Source organism: Pseudomonas fluorescens group sp. PF-69 (genome assembly GCF_054481235.1).
In genome coordinates this window covers 1,508,799-1,523,073 of record NZ_JBTMNC010000001.1, presented here as the reverse complement: position 1 = coordinate 1,523,073, position 14,275 = coordinate 1,508,799, and the positions used below count along the sequence as shown (strand labels likewise).

General features: G+C 57.3%; 17 protein-coding genes. 9 read left to right on the top strand and 8 right to left on the bottom strand.

Annotated elements, in window-relative coordinates; genetic code table 11:
* The first annotated feature begins 60 nt into the window (after nt 1-60).
* The gene (locus ACX3YF_RS06910; protein WP_130207962.1) at nt 61-702 is read left to right on the top strand and encodes a hypothetical protein; all 642 of its coding nucleotides are present in this window, start codon (nt 61-63) and stop codon (nt 700-702) included.
* 118 nt (nt 703-820) lie between these two features.
* Here ACX3YF_RS06910 and ACX3YF_RS06905 read toward each other — a convergent pair whose 3' ends face one another.
* The 3 genes from ACX3YF_RS06905 to ACX3YF_RS06895 all read right to left on the bottom strand — a co-directional run bounded on the left by ACX3YF_RS06905 (nt 821) and on the right by ACX3YF_RS06895 (nt 4,469).
* On the bottom strand, nt 821-2,347 hold the full coding sequence (locus tag ACX3YF_RS06905) for a SulP family inorganic anion transporter (RefSeq protein ID WP_458973584.1): 1,527 nt from the start codon (nt 2,345-2,347) through the stop codon (nt 821-823).
* Between the two features lie 89 nt (nt 2,348-2,436).
* A complete protein-coding gene (locus ACX3YF_RS06900) occupies nt 2,437-3,168 on the bottom strand; it encodes a carbonic anhydrase (RefSeq protein ID WP_130207958.1) in 732 nt (243 codons plus the stop codon).
* A 242-nt stretch (nt 3,169-3,410) separates the two neighbouring features.
* Nucleotides 3,411-4,469 carry a PA0069 family radical SAM protein gene (locus ACX3YF_RS06895; protein ID WP_130207956.1) on the bottom strand — a complete coding sequence of 353 codons (1,059 nt, stop codon included), beginning with the start codon at nt 4,467-4,469 and terminating at the stop codon, nt 3,411-3,413.
* Nucleotides 4,470-4,674: 205 nt separating this feature from the next.
* Here ACX3YF_RS06895 and ACX3YF_RS06890 point away from each other — a divergent pair, with 205 nt between their 5' ends.
* From ACX3YF_RS06890 to ACX3YF_RS06880, 3 genes are all read left to right on the top strand, one after another.
* Complete coding sequence (locus tag ACX3YF_RS06890; RefSeq protein WP_130207954.1) at nt 4,675-4,974, top strand: hypothetical protein; 300 nt, start codon at nt 4,675-4,677, stop codon at nt 4,972-4,974.
* A gap of 98 nt (nt 4,975-5,072) precedes the next feature.
* Complete coding sequence (locus tag ACX3YF_RS06885) at nt 5,073-5,603, top strand: hypothetical protein (protein ID WP_130207952.1); 531 nt, start codon at nt 5,073-5,075, stop codon at nt 5,601-5,603.
* A 118-nt stretch (nt 5,604-5,721) separates the two neighbouring features.
* The gene (locus ACX3YF_RS06880) at nt 5,722-6,366 is read left to right on the top strand and encodes a phosphatase domain-containing protein (RefSeq protein WP_103405385.1); all 645 of its coding nucleotides are present in this window, start codon (nt 5,722-5,724) and stop codon (nt 6,364-6,366) included.
* Nucleotides 6,367-6,426: 60 nt separating this feature from the next.
* On the opposite strand, the gene ACX3YF_RS06875 is transcribed toward ACX3YF_RS06880, so the two are convergent.
* Together ACX3YF_RS06875 and prlC are read right to left on the bottom strand one after the other, a co-directional pair.
* A complete protein-coding gene (locus ACX3YF_RS06875) occupies nt 6,427-6,699 on the bottom strand; it encodes a YheV family putative zinc ribbon protein (RefSeq protein ID WP_448645513.1) in 273 nt (90 codons plus the stop codon).
* The gene (gene prlC / locus ACX3YF_RS06870; RefSeq protein WP_458973583.1) at nt 6,696-8,747 is read right to left on the bottom strand and encodes an oligopeptidase A; all 2,052 of its coding nucleotides are present in this window, start codon (nt 8,745-8,747) and stop codon (nt 6,696-6,698) included. The genes ACX3YF_RS06875 and prlC overlap by 4 nt, the downstream gene beginning before the upstream one ends.
* 88 nt (nt 8,748-8,835) lie before the next feature.
* Here prlC and ACX3YF_RS06865 point away from each other — a divergent pair, with 88 nt between their 5' ends.
* Together ACX3YF_RS06865 and ACX3YF_RS06860 are read left to right on the top strand one after the other, a co-directional pair.
* The gene (locus ACX3YF_RS06865) at nt 8,836-9,381 is read left to right on the top strand and encodes a gamma carbonic anhydrase family protein (RefSeq protein WP_130207946.1); all 546 of its coding nucleotides are present in this window, start codon (nt 8,836-8,838) and stop codon (nt 9,379-9,381) included.
* Nucleotides 9,382-9,425: 44 nt separating this feature from the next.
* Nucleotides 9,426-10,076 carry an HAD family hydrolase gene (locus ACX3YF_RS06860; RefSeq protein WP_130207944.1) on the top strand — a complete coding sequence of 217 codons (651 nt, stop codon included), beginning with the start codon at nt 9,426-9,428 and terminating at the stop codon, nt 10,074-10,076.
* A 39-nt stretch (nt 10,077-10,115) separates the two neighbouring features.
* Here ACX3YF_RS06860 and ACX3YF_RS06855 read toward each other — a convergent pair whose 3' ends face one another.
* On the bottom strand, nt 10,116-11,207 hold the full coding sequence (locus tag ACX3YF_RS06855) for an aminopeptidase (protein WP_458973582.1): 1,092 nt from the start codon (nt 11,205-11,207) through the stop codon (nt 10,116-10,118).
* A 59-nt stretch (nt 11,208-11,266) separates the two neighbouring features.
* Between ACX3YF_RS06855 and ACX3YF_RS06850 the strand changes: the two genes are divergently transcribed.
* Nucleotides 11,267-11,689: a PA0061/PA0062 family lipoprotein gene (locus ACX3YF_RS06850; RefSeq protein WP_458973581.1), complete on the top strand. Its 423-nt coding sequence runs from the start codon at nt 11,267-11,269 to the stop codon at nt 11,687-11,689.
* A gap of 40 nt (nt 11,690-11,729) precedes the next feature.
* Nucleotides 11,730-12,149, top strand: a complete 420-nt coding sequence (locus ACX3YF_RS06845) for a PA0061/PA0062 family lipoprotein (RefSeq protein WP_288099719.1) — start codon at nt 11,730-11,732, stop codon at nt 12,147-12,149.
* A 6-nt stretch (nt 12,150-12,155) separates the two neighbouring features.
* On the opposite strand, the gene ACX3YF_RS06840 is transcribed toward ACX3YF_RS06845, so the two are convergent.
* Both ACX3YF_RS06840 and ACX3YF_RS06835 read right to left on the bottom strand, forming a co-directional pair.
* Nucleotides 12,156-12,389: a DUF1161 domain-containing protein gene (locus tag ACX3YF_RS06840; protein ID WP_103405392.1), complete on the bottom strand. Its 234-nt coding sequence runs from the start codon at nt 12,387-12,389 to the stop codon at nt 12,156-12,158.
* A gap of 155 nt (nt 12,390-12,544) precedes the next feature.
* Entirely contained in the window at nt 12,545-12,976 is a 432-nt protein-coding gene (locus ACX3YF_RS06835; protein ID WP_103405393.1) for an OsmC family protein, read from the bottom strand.
* Nucleotides 12,977-13,216: 240 nt separating this feature from the next.
* On the opposite strand from ACX3YF_RS06835, the gene ACX3YF_RS06830 reads away from it, so the two are divergent.
* Entirely contained in the window at nt 13,217-14,218 is a 1,002-nt protein-coding gene (locus ACX3YF_RS06830) for an LLM class flavin-dependent oxidoreductase (protein WP_103405394.1), read from the top strand.
* Nucleotides 14,219-14,275: the final 57 nt, after the last annotated feature.

Here is a 14,275-nt window from a genome sequence, read left to right as displayed (position 1 = left end):
TTTTGTAAGCCAGCTAAGTTATGTCTTCCCTATTTCATTGCCTTGTTTCCTGGAGTTTTCATGAACACCGCCGCATTGCGCGAGCAGATCCAAAAAGCCCAACAACACGAAGCCGAAACCGGCCTGCTGACGCGTCAGCTGGAAAGCAAACTGCCTCGCTTGCACCCGGCGATCCAATTGCCGGAGGCGGATGCCAATGGCGTACTGACACGTTTTGTCGCCGCCTACATCGACGAAGTGCCTGATCTGCTGGACGCAGCCAATGAAGTCGCCAGGGAAGCGGGTATCGAGTCACAGATCAAACCGGTGCTGAAAATCGCCGAGCAGTATTTCCTCCAGCCTCCGGCGATCATGGCCGGGCACGTCGGGCTCGACAGCCTGCTGGACGAGGCCTACCTGGCGCATCGGTTTGTCGAAGAGGTCAATGACCTGTACATCAAGCATTTCGGCCAGCCACTGATCCCCCTGGACATGACTGTCGCCAACCTGATTGCCCACCAATTGATCGGTGAGGAGTTCGCCAACCAACTGGACGAGGCGGTGCATCACGCTTTCGACGAGATGCTCAACGAAGAGAGTTTCGCTCTGGAGTCGGTAGAGGCCTACCGCGAGAAGCTCAGCAGCCCGGACACCGGCGCCGCGTGGAAGCGTTGGCCGTGCATGTCCCGCCGCCTGGGCGTGGGCCTGGAGCTGGAGGCCTGATCCACCTCCGTCCACTGTAGCAGCGAGCCTGCTCGCGATGGTCGACAACGATTACGCGGGTATCCTGACACCCCGCGGTGTTCTTTTGCCCATCGCGAGCTCGCTCCTACAGGGGTATTCAGCCAGATGCACCTATACCGATGTTGGTTCGCACCCGTCCCTCCAGCCGGCGCTTCAATCCCCGGGACTCGATCAAGAGCTTCGAGCCCTTCGACGCATTCGCCCGACCCCATTCCTCCAGTAACTCCAGACACGCATGATCGATGTAGCTCAGATTATTGAGCGGCACATGCACCGTTGCGCCGTCAGGAATGCTGGCGAGTATCCGGGTCAGCGCCGGCACTTTGAGAAACGTGGCCGCGCCCACCAGCCGCAACTCCATCTCACCCTCTTTGGGCAGGTCGATCAGGCTGACCTTCAAGCGTGAGGCTTTCCAGGCCAGTTTGGCCAGGGTCAAGCCGAAGCCGATCAGCACACCGGTCAGCAGATCGGTGAAAACGATCGACAGCGCGGTCGCGGCGTAAGTGAACATCGGCATGCGGCCATAACGTCCCAGGCTGCGAAACGCTTTGAGGTCGACCAGTTTGAAACCCGTATAAACCAACACGCCGGCCAGACTTGCCACGGGAATGCTTTGCAGCACACTCGACAGCAGCATCACGAACGCCAGCAGCCACAGCCCGTGGAAAATCGTCGAGTACCGTGTGGTGGCTCCGGCTTGCACATTGGCTGAGCTGCGAACGATCACGCCGGTCATCGGCAGCGCGCCAAGCAGACCGCAGAGCATGTTGCCGATACCTTGTGCCGACAGTTCGCGATCGAAATCGGAGCGCTGACCACTGTGCATGCGGTCTACTGCGGCGGCGGACAGCAGGGTTTCGGCGCTGGCGATAAAAGCCACGGCAAACGCGGCGATCAGCAGGGTGGGATCAGCCAGGTTAAGCAGGTCGGCCGGCCGCAACCAATCAATGGCTTCGGCCAGGTTGGCCGGGACTTCCACGCGCTTGACCTGCAATGCCATCACCAGGCTGGTGACCGTGGCAAGACCAACGCCGAGCAACGCGCCTGGAATGAAGCGCAGGGATTGCGGGCGTAGTTTTTCCCACAGCCACATCACCGCGATGGTTCCCAACCCGAGCAAACCGGCCTGCCAGCCAACAGAAGGCAAGGCCTGGGCCACGGCAGCGGGGAGCGCCGCCAGGTTTTCCAGCCCCGAAGGCCTGGGCGCGGCATCGAGCATCACATGCACCTGGGACAGGACGATCAATACCCCGATGCCGGCGAGCATGCCATACACAACGGCAGGCGCCGTCACCCTGAACCAGCAGCCCAGTTTCAATCGACCGGCCACCAGTTGCAGAAAACCCGCCAACAACAGGATCGGCCCGAGCATGGCCACACCATGCTGGCGCACGAGTTCGAACACCAGCACCGCCAAGCCTGCCGCGGGGCCGCTGACCTGCAAGGGGGAACCGGCCAACCAGCCCACCACCAAACCACCGATGATCCCGGTGATCAGGCCTTTGGCTGGGGGAAGTCCCGAAGCAATGGCAATGCCCATGCACAAGGGCAGGGCGACCAGGAACACGACCACCGAAGCCAGTAGCTCACGTGGCAGAACAGCTTTGAGTTGCGCAGCACGCATATTGATTCTCCCGTAGTTTTCTTCAGGCATGGCAAAGCCAGGCGCCTGATCGGCAGCCTCGGCTTAACCACGCGGGGATTTAGGAGTATTTAGAAGCGCGCTTTGGGCGTCGCCACAGGAATCGGCAGGCTGCCATTAAGCGGCAGGAAACAGCCCTGATCGGCATCGTAGGCTTTGATTTCGCTGGTTTCGATGTTGTAAACCCAGCCGTGGATAAACAACTGACCATTGGCCATGCGCGAAGCCACTGACGGGTGCGTGCGCAAGTGCTGTAACTGGGCGATCACATTTTCCTCGGTGAGGACGTGCATGCTTTCGCTTTCATTGGCGCAGTTGCAGTTCTCCTGAACCATGTTTTTCGCCACTTCGGCATGTCGCAGCCAGGCTTTGACCGTCGGCATTTTTTCCAGGCTCTGCGGGTTGAGCACCGCGCGCATCGCGCCACAGTCGGAGTGTCCGCAGATAATGATGTGATGCACGCCAAGAGCCAGCACGGCGTACTCGATGGCCGTGGAAACACCACCGTTCATTTGCCCGTAAGGCGGTACGACGTTACCCACATTGCGGGTGACGAACAGATCGCCGGGAGAGCTTTGAGTGATTAATTCAGGAACGATGCGCGAATCCGCACAGGCGATGAACATTGCTCGCGGTCGTTGGGCGGTAGCGAGTTTTTTGAAGAGTGCTTCCTGTTGCGGAAAGATCTCATGATGAAAATGCAAAAAGCCGTCAACGATATGATGCAGCGCTGCATCGGCGGTTTCCGCCTCCGGTTGGGCAGACGCCGACGCAGCCAGCGGCTGTTTATCCTTGTCACTCATGATTCATCCTCTTTTGCGGAATCAGGGAATTTCCCTTTTTATCCGGTGTGAAGCCAGTGGCTGTTTAAAAACATCCAGGCCAAAAAATTCCGACCCGTCAGTCACTCGATGAACAAGGTAGTCGCCGAATCTTAATTCAAACTGAATCAAGCGCTCTAGAACGTGTGTTCCAGGTCACAAAAAACGTGACCAGCCTAATGCCTGCAAGCGCTGCCCAATACTCGGCAACAGGTCAATTGTTCTTATATCAATGACATTTGGCGACCTGGCGGACAAAAGGATTCGCAATCCAGGTTAAACCCTTCCCGTTGATTAAGCCCCAGGCGCCTGATGGTTTTGGAAAAGCGCTGTGCCAACAGGTCGGCAAAGGGACCTTCGCCGCGCATCCGTGCGCCAAAACGGCTGTCGTACAACTCACCACCACGGCTCTGGCGAATCAGGCTCAGGACATGAGCCGCCCGTTGCGGGTAATGAGCGCCCAGCCATTCCTCGAACAGCGGTGCAACCTCCAGCGGCAAGCGCAGCATCATATACGCCGCACTCTGTGCTCCGGCCGCATGGGCCTCGGTCAGCAGGCTTTCGAGTTCGCTGTCGTTGATCATGGGAATCATCGGTGAGCACAGCACTCCCACCGGAATTCCCGCTTTGCGCATGACCCTGATCGCGCGAAGTCGGGCCTTGGGCGCCGCCGCTCGGGGTTCAAGGATGCGTTTGAGTTCGTCATCCAGGGTGGTCAGGCTGATCATCACCGCCACCAGTCTCTGCCGGGCGAGTTCGGCCAGAAGGTCCAGATCGCGCAGGATCAACGAACCTTTTGTGATGATGGTCACCGGGTGGCGATAACGCAGCAGCACTTCCAGGGTTTGGCGGGTGATCTTGTGTTCACGCTCGATCGGCTGATACGGGTCGGTGTTGGAGCCAAGATTGATCGGCGCGCATTGATAGCCACGCTTGGAAAGTTGTTCCTCCAGCACCTGAGCGGCGTTGGTCTTGGCGATCAGGCGCGTTTCGAAATCCAGTCCCGGGGACATGTCCCAATAGGCATGGCTCGGTCGTGCATAGCAATAAATGCAACCATGCTCGCATCCGCGGTAAGGATTGATCGAACGATCAAAGGGCAGATCTGGCGAATTGTTGCGGGTGATGATGGTTTTCGCCGTCTCGATTCGCACTTCGGTGCCTTGCGTGACCGGCACTTCCTGATACCAGCCGTCGTCCTCGACCACCGAACGATTGGGGGCGAAACGATTGTGTGGGTTGGTCGCGGTGCCGCGGCCACGGGGGGGCAATGGCGTTTGCATGGGTTGGCCCTGATTGCTGTATGCATATACAGTACATCGCTGCGCAACGGCCGACCAGTGCCGTTCGGCACTTTCTTGTTTTTAGTCTTTATAACAAGGTGAGGTCATTAATAGATACATATGCGGTCTGGTTTATATGTAATAGGTGTCGGTATTATTTTTTTCGCAGCAACTTAACTATGGATATCATTTAAAGGATTTAATAATGTCGTATTTCAATCGTCGAGGCATTTTTCTTCAGAAGCTTGGTCCAACCGTAGTCGATCCAGATGAAGTGCTGGTTTCCATGCAGTTCGCTTTGAAGGAGTCGGTACAAGATGAAGCAGGAGCAATAACCGAAAAACTGCTTGATACTACAACTTTCATTGCATCCTCTTATGATGGTGGTCAATCTTTCAGTATTGGCACTACCAAAGATGTGGATGGTGATGGAGATATTGATGCTGATGACAACGCAAGATTGCTGGCACTCGCCAAAGCATATGCAAATATCGTAAGTCCCTGAGTGATGTTTGCCGGTCACCTTGGACATTTCAACTGTCGGAGGGGGAGTGGCGTGCTGCGCATATGACCTGTGCGCAGCAGTAAATAAGGATGTCTATCATGTGGAAACCCGCAAGCACAGGTGTGTTCTTACAGCGAATAGAAACACCGGAAAGTAATAAAATAATTCTAAAAATTCTGAGGAAGTCATCTAGCGCTGGTGACGGAGATCATGCTGATGAAACAACCACGGTTTTGCATTTTAATCCGGGTGACAATGAAGATTATACTCTTCAGTTTGATCCATGGTCAGACATAAATGTTGTTCCGGATGGTAGCGTTGATGAGAAAGATATTAGTGCAATCACTCAGCTTGCGCTGGAGTTTCGCGATCAGACAGCGATAAGCTCCGATTACGGAGTGTTTCTTTCAGTCTTTCCTGTCGTTGATAAAAGGCTTGTGGTGCAAATCAGATTATTGGACCTGGAAGAAGATGAACAACCGAAATACGGTGATCGTTTAAGCGCTGTCTCTTTTGATGGGGGTAAAAGTTTTTCAGTAAAAAGAGTTGATCCCCATTCTAGCCCGGCTGTCGAAGAAATCCCCGGCCTGGAAAACCTGATAAAAGCTTTCACCAAGTTGAGATTGTAAATTCAGCTGATCCGCGCACGTTTCACATTTCATTGACACCTGCCTCACGGGCCTTTGACCGCTCAGGGCTGAACATGGGACATCAACATCCAGTCTCTCCCTGAACGGTCAACCGAGCATGCCCCTACCGCGCATTTTTCCGGCGATGTGCCTATCGCTTGTTGCACTTTTCAACCTTACACCGGTCTTCGCAGACGACACGGCTTTGCCTCGTCCGCCAGAGTGGGCGCAACCGGTCGAGGTGCAGTACAACCTCTTTCAGATGAGCCCGACGCTCTATCGCAGCGCACTGCCCGACAGTGGCGCTGTTTCGCTTCTGGAAAAACTCAAGATCGGAACAGTGATCAGTTTTCTCCCTGAACCGGATTCAAGCTGGTTGTCGACACCCGGTATCGCCCAGGTACAACTGCCCTATCGCACAAATCATGTGGATGATGCGGACATAATCAAGGCCCTGCGCACCATTCAAACCGCCGAAGCCAAGGGCCCGGTTTTGATGCACTGCAAGCATGGATCTGACCGAACCGGTTTGATCGCGGCCATGTATCGGGTTGTGGTGCAGGGCTGGAGCAAGGAAGACGCTCTGAACGAAATGACCCATGGTGGCTTTGGTGACAGCACCCACTTCAAGGACGGCATTCGTTACATGATGCAGGCCGATGTCGACAAGCTTCGCACCGCGCTGGCTAACGGCGATTGCAGCACTAGCCCGTTCGCGGCGTGTTCGATGAAAAGTTGGTTCAAGTCGGCACATGTCGAGTAACCATGCCCTCCACTGCGTTGCGCAGTGGAAGGCGGTTCATGTCACTCAGTGTTGCTCGTCTTACTTTTTCTTCAGCTTCGGGTTCGGGAAGAACTGCACTGCCTGAACCTTGGCATCCGGTGCTTTCAAGGCGGTGGTGTTGACCCGGGTGCCCAACTCCTTGGGTACCGACAAGCCTTGTTCATTCAGTGTGTCGGAGTAACCGCAGGCCACGCATTCGCGGTGCGGCACGCCATCCTCGTTCCACATCATCAATTTGTCCGGCTCGCTGCAAGCCGGGCAAACTGCACCGGCGATAAAGCGTCGTTTTGTCACCACTGGACCCTCACTCATGCTGCTGCGTCCTCACTCAGGCCGCTGTGACGCAAGAGTGCGTCAATCGATGGCTCACGACCACGGAAATCGATGAACAACACCATCGGCTCCTGGGATCCGCCACGCGCCAGAATGGCCTCGCGGAAAGCGCGGCCGGTGTCGGCGTTGAGCACGCCTTCTTCTTCAAATTTCGAGAAGGCGTCGGCCGAGAGCACTTCAGCCCACTTGTAGCTGTAGTACCCCGCTGCGTAACCCCCGGCAAAAATGTGCGCAAAGCTGTTGGGGAAGCGGTTGTAGGCGGGTGGACGCATGACGGACACCTCGTCGCGCACGCCTTCGAGTACTTGCAGCACGCCACGACCGTCGCCGTGGGTGGCGTGCAGTTCGAAGTCGAACAGCGAGAACTCCAGTTGACGCACCATCATCAGGCCGGACTGGAAGTTTTTCGCCGCGAGCATTTTGCCCAACAGGTCCTGAGGCAGTGGCTCGCCGGTTTCATAGTGGCCGGAAATCAGCGCCAGGCCTTCAGGCTCCCAGCACCAGTTTTCCATGAACTGACTTGGCAACTCGACCGCATCCCACGCCACGCCATTGATGCCGGATACGCCAGCGTGCTCGACCCGGGTCAGCAGGTGATGCAGGCCATGACCGAATTCGTGGAACAGGGTGGTCACTTCATCGTGGGTCAGCAGGGCAGGTTTGCCGCTGTCGGCCGGGGTGAAGTTGCACACCAGATTGGCCACCGGGCTTTGCAGAGCGCCACCAGCAGTACGACGACGATCGCGCGCACCATCCATCCAGGCGCCGCCGCGCTTGTTGGCTCGGGCATAGAGGTCGAAGAAGAAGCGGCCGACGTGCTGACCATTTTCCTTGATCTCGAACAGGCGCACGTCCGGGTGCCAGGTGTCGAAACCTTTGAGTTCGGCGATTTCGATGCCGTACAGGCGTTGCACGATGGCGAACAGCCCGCTCAGCACTTTATCGATCGGGAAGTAGGCACGCAGGGCTTCCTGGGCAACGCTGTAGCGCTGCTCGCGGAGTTTTTCGCCGTAGAAACCGCTGTCCCAGCTTTGCAGGTCCGGGCAGCCTTGTTCCGCCGCGTAAGCCTTGAGCTGCTCCAGGTCCTGGACGGCAAACGGTTTGCTGCGCTTGGCCAGATCACGCAGGAAGCTCAGGACCTGATCGCTGGATTCGGCCATTTTGGTGGCCAGGCTCAGTTCCGCGAAACTGGCGAAGCCCAGCAGCTTTGCCAGCTCCTGACGCAGATCGAGGATTTGTTCCATCACCGGGCCGTTATCGTTCTGACCGGCGTTCGGGCCTTGGTCCGACGCACGTGTGCAGTAGGCGGCGTAGACTTCTTCGCGCAATTTTCGGTCGTGGGCGTAGGTCATTACCGCGTAGTAGCTCGGGAACTCGAGGGTGATCAGCCAGCCGTCCAGGTCTTTGGCCTGGGCTGCAGCAGCCATTTGCGCCTTGGCCGAGTCGGTCAGGCCGGCGAGGGCGGCTTCATCGGTGATGTGCTTGGTCCAGGCTTGAGTGGCGTCGAGCAACTGGTTGGAGAAGCGGCTGCCCAGTTCGGACAGCTTGCTCTGCACTTCGGCATAACGCTTTTGCTCGGCTTCCGGCAGGTCGATACCCGACAGGCGGAAATCGCGCAGGGAGTGTTCCAGAATGGTTTTCTGCGCCACATCGAAACCGGCGGCTTCCGGGCTGCTGGCCAGGGCTTCATAGGCCTGGAACAGTTCGCGGTTCTGGCCCAATTCGGTGGCGTAGGCGCTCAGGGCCGGCAGGCAGGACTCGTAGGCCTCGCGCAGTTCGGCACTGTTGCACACGGCATTGAGGTGGCTGACCGGGCTCCAGGCAGCGCCGAGGCGGTCGTTGAGCTCGTCCATCGCCAGTACCAGACCCGCCCAGGTTGGCTGTTTGCCCTGGTTTTTGAGGATCTCGATAATGGCGGCACGGTTGTCAGCCAGGATCTGTTCAATGGCCGGTTGCACGTGTTCGGCACGGATCGCGGAGAACGGCGGCAGGTCGTAGGGTTGCAAGAGAGGGTTGTTCGCGCTCACGGTTGATACCTTGGCTGGAGAAACATGCAGCCATCTTAATTACAATCGACACTCACCGCAGCTATCAGCGACAGAGAGAGAACCTATCGTGTCCCTTCGCAAGTATCAGAACCACACGCCGCTGCTTGGCAAAGGCGCTTTTGTCGACCGTTCGGCGGTGGTGATTGGCGATGTCGAAATCGGTGAAGACAGCTCCGTCTGGCCACTGACGGTGATCCGTGGCGACATGCACCGCATCCGCATCGGTGCGCGCACCAGCGTGCAGGACGGCTGCGTACTGCACATCACCCATGCCGGGCCGTTCAACCCCGAGGGTTTCCCATTGCTGATCGGTGATGACGTGACCATCGCCCACAAGGTCATGCTGCACGGTTGCACCGTGGGCAGCAGGGTGTTGATCGGCATGGGCAGTATTGTCATGGACGGTGCGGTGGTCGCCGACGACGTGATCATCGGTGCCGGCAGCCTGGTGCCACCGGGCAAATGCCTGGAAAGCGGTTTCCTTTATGTGGGCAGCCCGGTGAAGCAAATCCGGCCGCTAACTGACAAGGAGCAAGCCTTTTTCACCTACAGCGCGGCGAACTACGTGAAGCTCAAGGATCTGCATCTGGCCGAAGGCTACGACCCGCTCTGAGCCCCGGATAACGGACAGCGTCCCACGATTGCCCAGGAATTTTCATGCATTACCAGACCGTTTTGTTCGACCTCGATGGCACCTTGACCGACCCCCGTGAGGGCATCACCCGTTCAATTCAGTTTGCCCTGGGCAAACTGGGCATCGATGAGCCCGACCTGAGCAAACTCGAACACTTCATCGGTCCGCCGTTGTTGCAAGCGTTCATGCAGTTCTACGACTTCGATGAGGCCAGGGCCTGGGAAGCGGTCAATTTTTACCGGGAGCGCTTCAAAGTGACCGGGCTTTACGAGAATCGCGTTTTCGACGGCGTCACGCCGCTACTGGAAACCCTCGGCGGACAAGGGCGTCAGCTTTACATTGCGACGTCCAAACCCTGGGTGTTCGCCCGGGAAATCGCCCGGCATTTCGATTTCGCCAGGCACTTCAAGGTGATTTACGGCAGCGAACTGGATGGCACCCGTACCAACAAAGTCGAGCTGATCGCTCACTTGATCGCCGAAGAAGGCCTGGACCCGGCCAATACCCTGATGATCGGCGACCGCAAGCACGATTTGATCGGTGCGCGAAGCAATGGGATGGATGCGGCGGCTGTCGGTTATGGCTTTGGCAGTCGGGAAGAACTGAGCGCCGAAGCGCCGGCCTATCATTTTGAAACGCTGGATGAGATGCATCAGGCGTTTTTGCGGCGTTAGGCAAACCGCCTGCGCGGGCTTGCCCGCGAAGAGGCCTGTTCAGCCACCGGCACTCTTGGGTTCCGCCATTGCCTTGAGCACCGCCTTGCGTTGCTCAACCGGCAAAGCCCCAAGCTCCTCGACCTGCGCATAAAACCTCACCCAATCGCCTCCCTGTTGCTTGAACAGCGCCGCAAACGCCGGCACCCACTGGTCGTACAGGCCAAACGGCAGCAACCGTGCATTGTTCAACGGTGCGTTGATCCAGGCGTCGTAACGTTTGTCTCCGGCCCATTGGTCATCGCGCAACTGACGGTATTCGGTGCGTAACCGCTCGAACGCTGCGACTTTACGCTGGCGCATTTGCTCGGGCGGCAGCGGCAGGGCGTAGAGCGCTTCCAATTGTGTCCGGGTGTCCAGAACCAATTGAATGAACTGGTCCCGATGTCGTGCCTGTTTATTATCGTCCGGTGGAAGACTACGGAATGCGCGCCATTGGCGGGTGCCTTCCTGTTCGACGAAGGTGGCGAACGACTCGTTGAACTCCGTGTCGTCTTTCACATACACACGTTGATGCGCCAGTTCGTGAAAGATCAGCGTGGCCAGGCGCTCATCGCCCCAGCCCATCATCGAATTCATGATCGGATCGTTGAACCAGCCCAGGGTCGAGTAGGCCTCGACACCGCCGATCGACACGTCCATGCCTTGCAGGCGTTGCAGCGCCGCCTCGCCCCGCGCATCACTCTGGCTGTAGTAACCGCGGTAGGCCACGCAACCGGCGATGGGGAAGCAATGGTTCTGAGGCTTCAGGGAAAATTCCGGCGTGACGAACACATTCCAGACCACATAGGGCCGACCGATGTCGGCATACAAGCGGTAGCTCTGGTTATCCGGCAGATGCAGCTGCTGGCTGGCAAATGTGCGGGCTTTTTGTGATTGGATCAGGTGCGCACGCAGTTTTTGATCGCGATCGGGATCGGCAATCACACTGGAAACCGGCTCCCTTGCCCGCAGCAACTGCAGTTGACCGCTGGCCAGCTGGCTGTAGTAGCTGACGCTGGCACAACCGTTGAGCAACAAAAACAACATGCCCGGAAACAAAACGCGCAAAACGCGATCAAGTAACCCAAGGCTTGGACGCGGCCTGATCAAAATAAAAAATCCCTGGAAAGTCTGCTCGCAAGACTATCCCGCTTGACTGGAGCTCCGCTATGCGCAAGTTGATGCTGACGGGAGGCCTGCTGATGCTGGCCGGTTGTGCTGGATTCGGAATACCACGCCAGGATCCGTCACAGGCGTGGATCGATCTGGATTCGCAGCAGGAAGATACGGCGTTGCAAGCGTTGGAAGTGGATAAACAGGCGGCCAACGATAAACGCTATTTTGAGGTGCAACCCGGCAGTCATGAGCTGAAGGTTCGCTACCAGTTCCCGGTTCAACCCAGCAACATTGGCCCCGACGCGGAGACACTGTGGCGTGATTGCCAGATAAACGTGAAGTTCGATGACTTCAACGCGGGTGAGCGTTATCAGCTGCAAGCGGGGAATATTGGTTTCAGGCCGTGGGCCAGGCTTTACGATCAACAGCGAAAAGTGATCGGCAAGGGCACACCGGCGGGCTGCCAACGCACCTGATCGGCGCTATGCTGAATACCTGATTTTCGGGACATTCATCATGCGCAGGTTGATGCTATTACTCGCTGCAAGTGTGGTCGCCGGTTGTTCGAGTCCTATGCCGGCGGTCAATCCGCAGATGGCGTGGGTCGATTTCTCTACGCCCTACCCCAATGACAAATTGCTGATGGCCGAACGGCTGGACAACGTGCGATCACGCGACGGGCGCTTTTTCCAGGTGACGCCCGGTAGTCACGAGCTGACTGTGCGCTTTGATTTCGAGGTGCCCGGCGGGGGCTCTGACTTGTTCGACGGCGGTACGGAGCGGCTGTGCTACATGATCATCAAGTACGATCATTTCGACGCCGGTCAGCGCTATCTGCTGGAGGCCCGTTCCATGGCATTTACTCCCGAAGCACGTTTGTTCAACGCCAAACGTGAAATCGTCGCCGAAGCAAGGCAGATCAACTGCGTGCCGTGAGGCCGATCAGCGATCGTTCTTCTGGTAGATGATTTTCTTGGTGCCGTATTCGCACGAGCCAACGACCATATTCTGATCGTGCACTTCTTCGTTTTTGACGATCTCCAGCGTGTAGGACGTAACCCCTCGGGCCTGGATCTTGGCTTCGATTTCGGCCTTGAGTTCTTCACAGGGTTTCGGCGCCGCCAGGGCCGAAGTGGCCAGTGCGCAACAGATAACCGCCAAGGTAAAACGTTTCATGGTTGAAGCTCCCTTGAGGCAGCGCGGATGATCATGCGATTCGGCTGCTGTCATTTATTCGACCACAGTTTTATCTGGCAAATCTCTGGCCACGCAAAAAAAGATCGCAGCTTCGGCAGGTTCTTTGAGCTGCCGAAGCTGCGATGTTTTATGCGCTAGCTGACCAAAGTCGCATCCAGACTGATCCTGGCATTCAACACTTTGGACACCGGGCAACCTTCTTTGGCCTTGTTGCTCAACTCCTCGAACTGAGCCTGGCTCGCTCCGGGGATTTTCGCCTTGAGGATCAGTTTCACCGCCGTGATCGCAAAGCCGCCGTCCACTTGGTCCAGGGTCACTTCGGCGTTGGTATCGATGCTGTCGGCTTTGAGACCGGCGTCACCGAGAATCATGGAGAACGCCATGGAGAAACAACCGGCGTGGGCCGCGCCAATCAGTTCCTCGGGGTTGGTGCCCTTGCCGCCTTCGAAACGTGCCTTGAAGCCGTAGGGCGCTTCCCTGAGGACGCCGGTTTCCGTGGATATCGAACCGATGCCGGTTTTCAGGTCACCTTCCCAATGAGCCGATGCTTTTTTGATGATAGCCATGCTTGTCTCCTCAAGAGCCGGCGCGGAGCGTCGCGCCTACGTGATTTGCCTCGCTAGGGTTCTGAGGATAGACCGCGGTGCAAAGTTCACCTGATCTGATCACTCCGCCTGTTCGGCAGGAATTTTCGCTGTGCTATTGAAACTCGGGTATATGCCCTCATTGCATGAAACACGCTTTTGGATTCGGCAGGTTTTCGTTCGCAAGAAAAAACCTGCGCCCTCAATTGGAGAAGCAGGTTTATGAAACGACTGTCCGATATCAAGTTTTCGACCCTCGATCTGGTGCCTGTGCGGGAGAACGGCAGTGCAGCCCAGTCGTTGCGCAACTCGCTGGACCTGGCGCAACACGTCGAAAAGTTCGGCTACAACCGCTTCTGGGTCGCTGAACACCACAACATGGACGGCATCGCCAGTTCGGCCACCTCGGTATTGCTGGGCTACCTGGCCGGTGGTACTTCGACTATTCGCGTCGGTTCGGGCGGGGTGATGTTGCCCAACCACGCACCGCTGGTGATCGCCGAGCAGTTCGGCACCCTTGAAAGCCTGTATCCCGGCCGGATCGACCTGGGCCTGGGGCGTGCTCCCGGTTCCGATCAGATGACTGCTCGCGCATTGCGCCGTGAACGCTCCGGCAGCGCCGATGATTTCCCCGAAGACGTCGCAGAACTGATGCGTTACCTCGGGCCGCGCACTCCGGATCAGCGAGTCATCGCAATGCCGGGCACTGGTACCCAGGTGCCGGTCTGGCTGCTGGGCTCAAGCCTGTTCAGTGCGCAATTGGCCGGTGAGCGTGGTTTGCCCTACGCGTTCGCCTCACATTTCGCACCGCGTTACATGCATGAGGCGATTCGCGTCTATCGCAACCATTTCAAACCTTCAGCGGTGCTGGACAAGCCCTATGTGATGCTCGGTGTGCCACTGGTGGCTGCCGATACCGATGAGCAGGCCGACTATCTGGCGACTTCGGTGTTCCAGCGCATTCTTGCCCTGATGCGTGGCCAGAGCCTGGTACAGCGCCCACCGGTGAAAACCATGGACGGTCTGTGGTTGCCCCATGAGAGAGAAGCCGTCAGTGATTTCCTGGGCCTGGCAATGATCGGCAGCCCGCAGAAGATCCGCGCCAGGCTGGAGGTGCTGATCGAGCAGACTCAAGCCGATGAGCTGATTTTTACCTGCGACCTGTATGAACATTCCGATCGTGTGCATTCCTATGAATTGCTGGCGCAAGTCATGAAGGGCTGAGGTTTAAAGCTACAAAAAAGCCGACGCCATGGCGTCGGCTTTTTAATGAGTAAAGGC

Coding starts and splice junctions, on each gene's coding strand:
- ACX3YF_RS06875 (WP_448645513.1), bottom strand. CDS start 6,699: ATGAGTGAGGGTCCAGTGGTGACAAAACGACGCTTTATCGCCGGTGCA.
- ACX3YF_RS06860 (WP_130207944.1), top strand. CDS start 9,426: ATGCATTACCAGACCGTTTTGTTCGACCTCGATGGCACCTTGACCGAC.
- ACX3YF_RS06885 (WP_130207952.1), top strand. CDS start 5,073: ATGTGGAAACCCGCAAGCACAGGTGTGTTCTTACAGCGAATAGAAACA.
- ACX3YF_RS06880 (WP_103405385.1), top strand. CDS start 5,722: ATGCCCCTACCGCGCATTTTTCCGGCGATGTGCCTATCGCTTGTTGCA.
- ACX3YF_RS06850 (WP_458973581.1), top strand. CDS start 11,267: ATGCGCAAGTTGATGCTGACGGGAGGCCTGCTGATGCTGGCCGGTTGT.
- ACX3YF_RS06905 (WP_458973584.1), bottom strand. CDS start 2,347: ATGCGTGCTGCGCAACTCAAAGCTGTTCTGCCACGTGAGCTACTGGCT.
- ACX3YF_RS06900 (WP_130207958.1), bottom strand. CDS start 3,168: ATGAGTGACAAGGATAAACAGCCGCTGGCTGCGTCGGCGTCTGCCCAA.
- ACX3YF_RS06835 (WP_103405393.1), bottom strand. CDS start 12,976: ATGGCTATCATCAAAAAAGCATCGGCTCATTGGGAAGGTGACCTGAAA.
- ACX3YF_RS06840 (WP_103405392.1), bottom strand. CDS start 12,389: ATGAAACGTTTTACCTTGGCGGTTATCTGTTGCGCACTGGCCACTTCG.
- ACX3YF_RS06830 (WP_103405394.1), top strand. CDS start 13,217: ATGAAACGACTGTCCGATATCAAGTTTTCGACCCTCGATCTGGTGCCT.
- ACX3YF_RS06845 (WP_288099719.1), top strand. CDS start 11,730: ATGCGCAGGTTGATGCTATTACTCGCTGCAAGTGTGGTCGCCGGTTGT.
- ACX3YF_RS06890 (WP_130207954.1), top strand. CDS start 4,675: ATGTCGTATTTCAATCGTCGAGGCATTTTTCTTCAGAAGCTTGGTCCA.
- ACX3YF_RS06910 (WP_130207962.1), top strand. CDS start 61: ATGAACACCGCCGCATTGCGCGAGCAGATCCAAAAAGCCCAACAACAC.
- ACX3YF_RS06895 (WP_130207956.1), bottom strand. CDS start 4,469: ATGCAAACGCCATTGCCCCCCCGTGGCCGCGGCACCGCGACCAACCCA.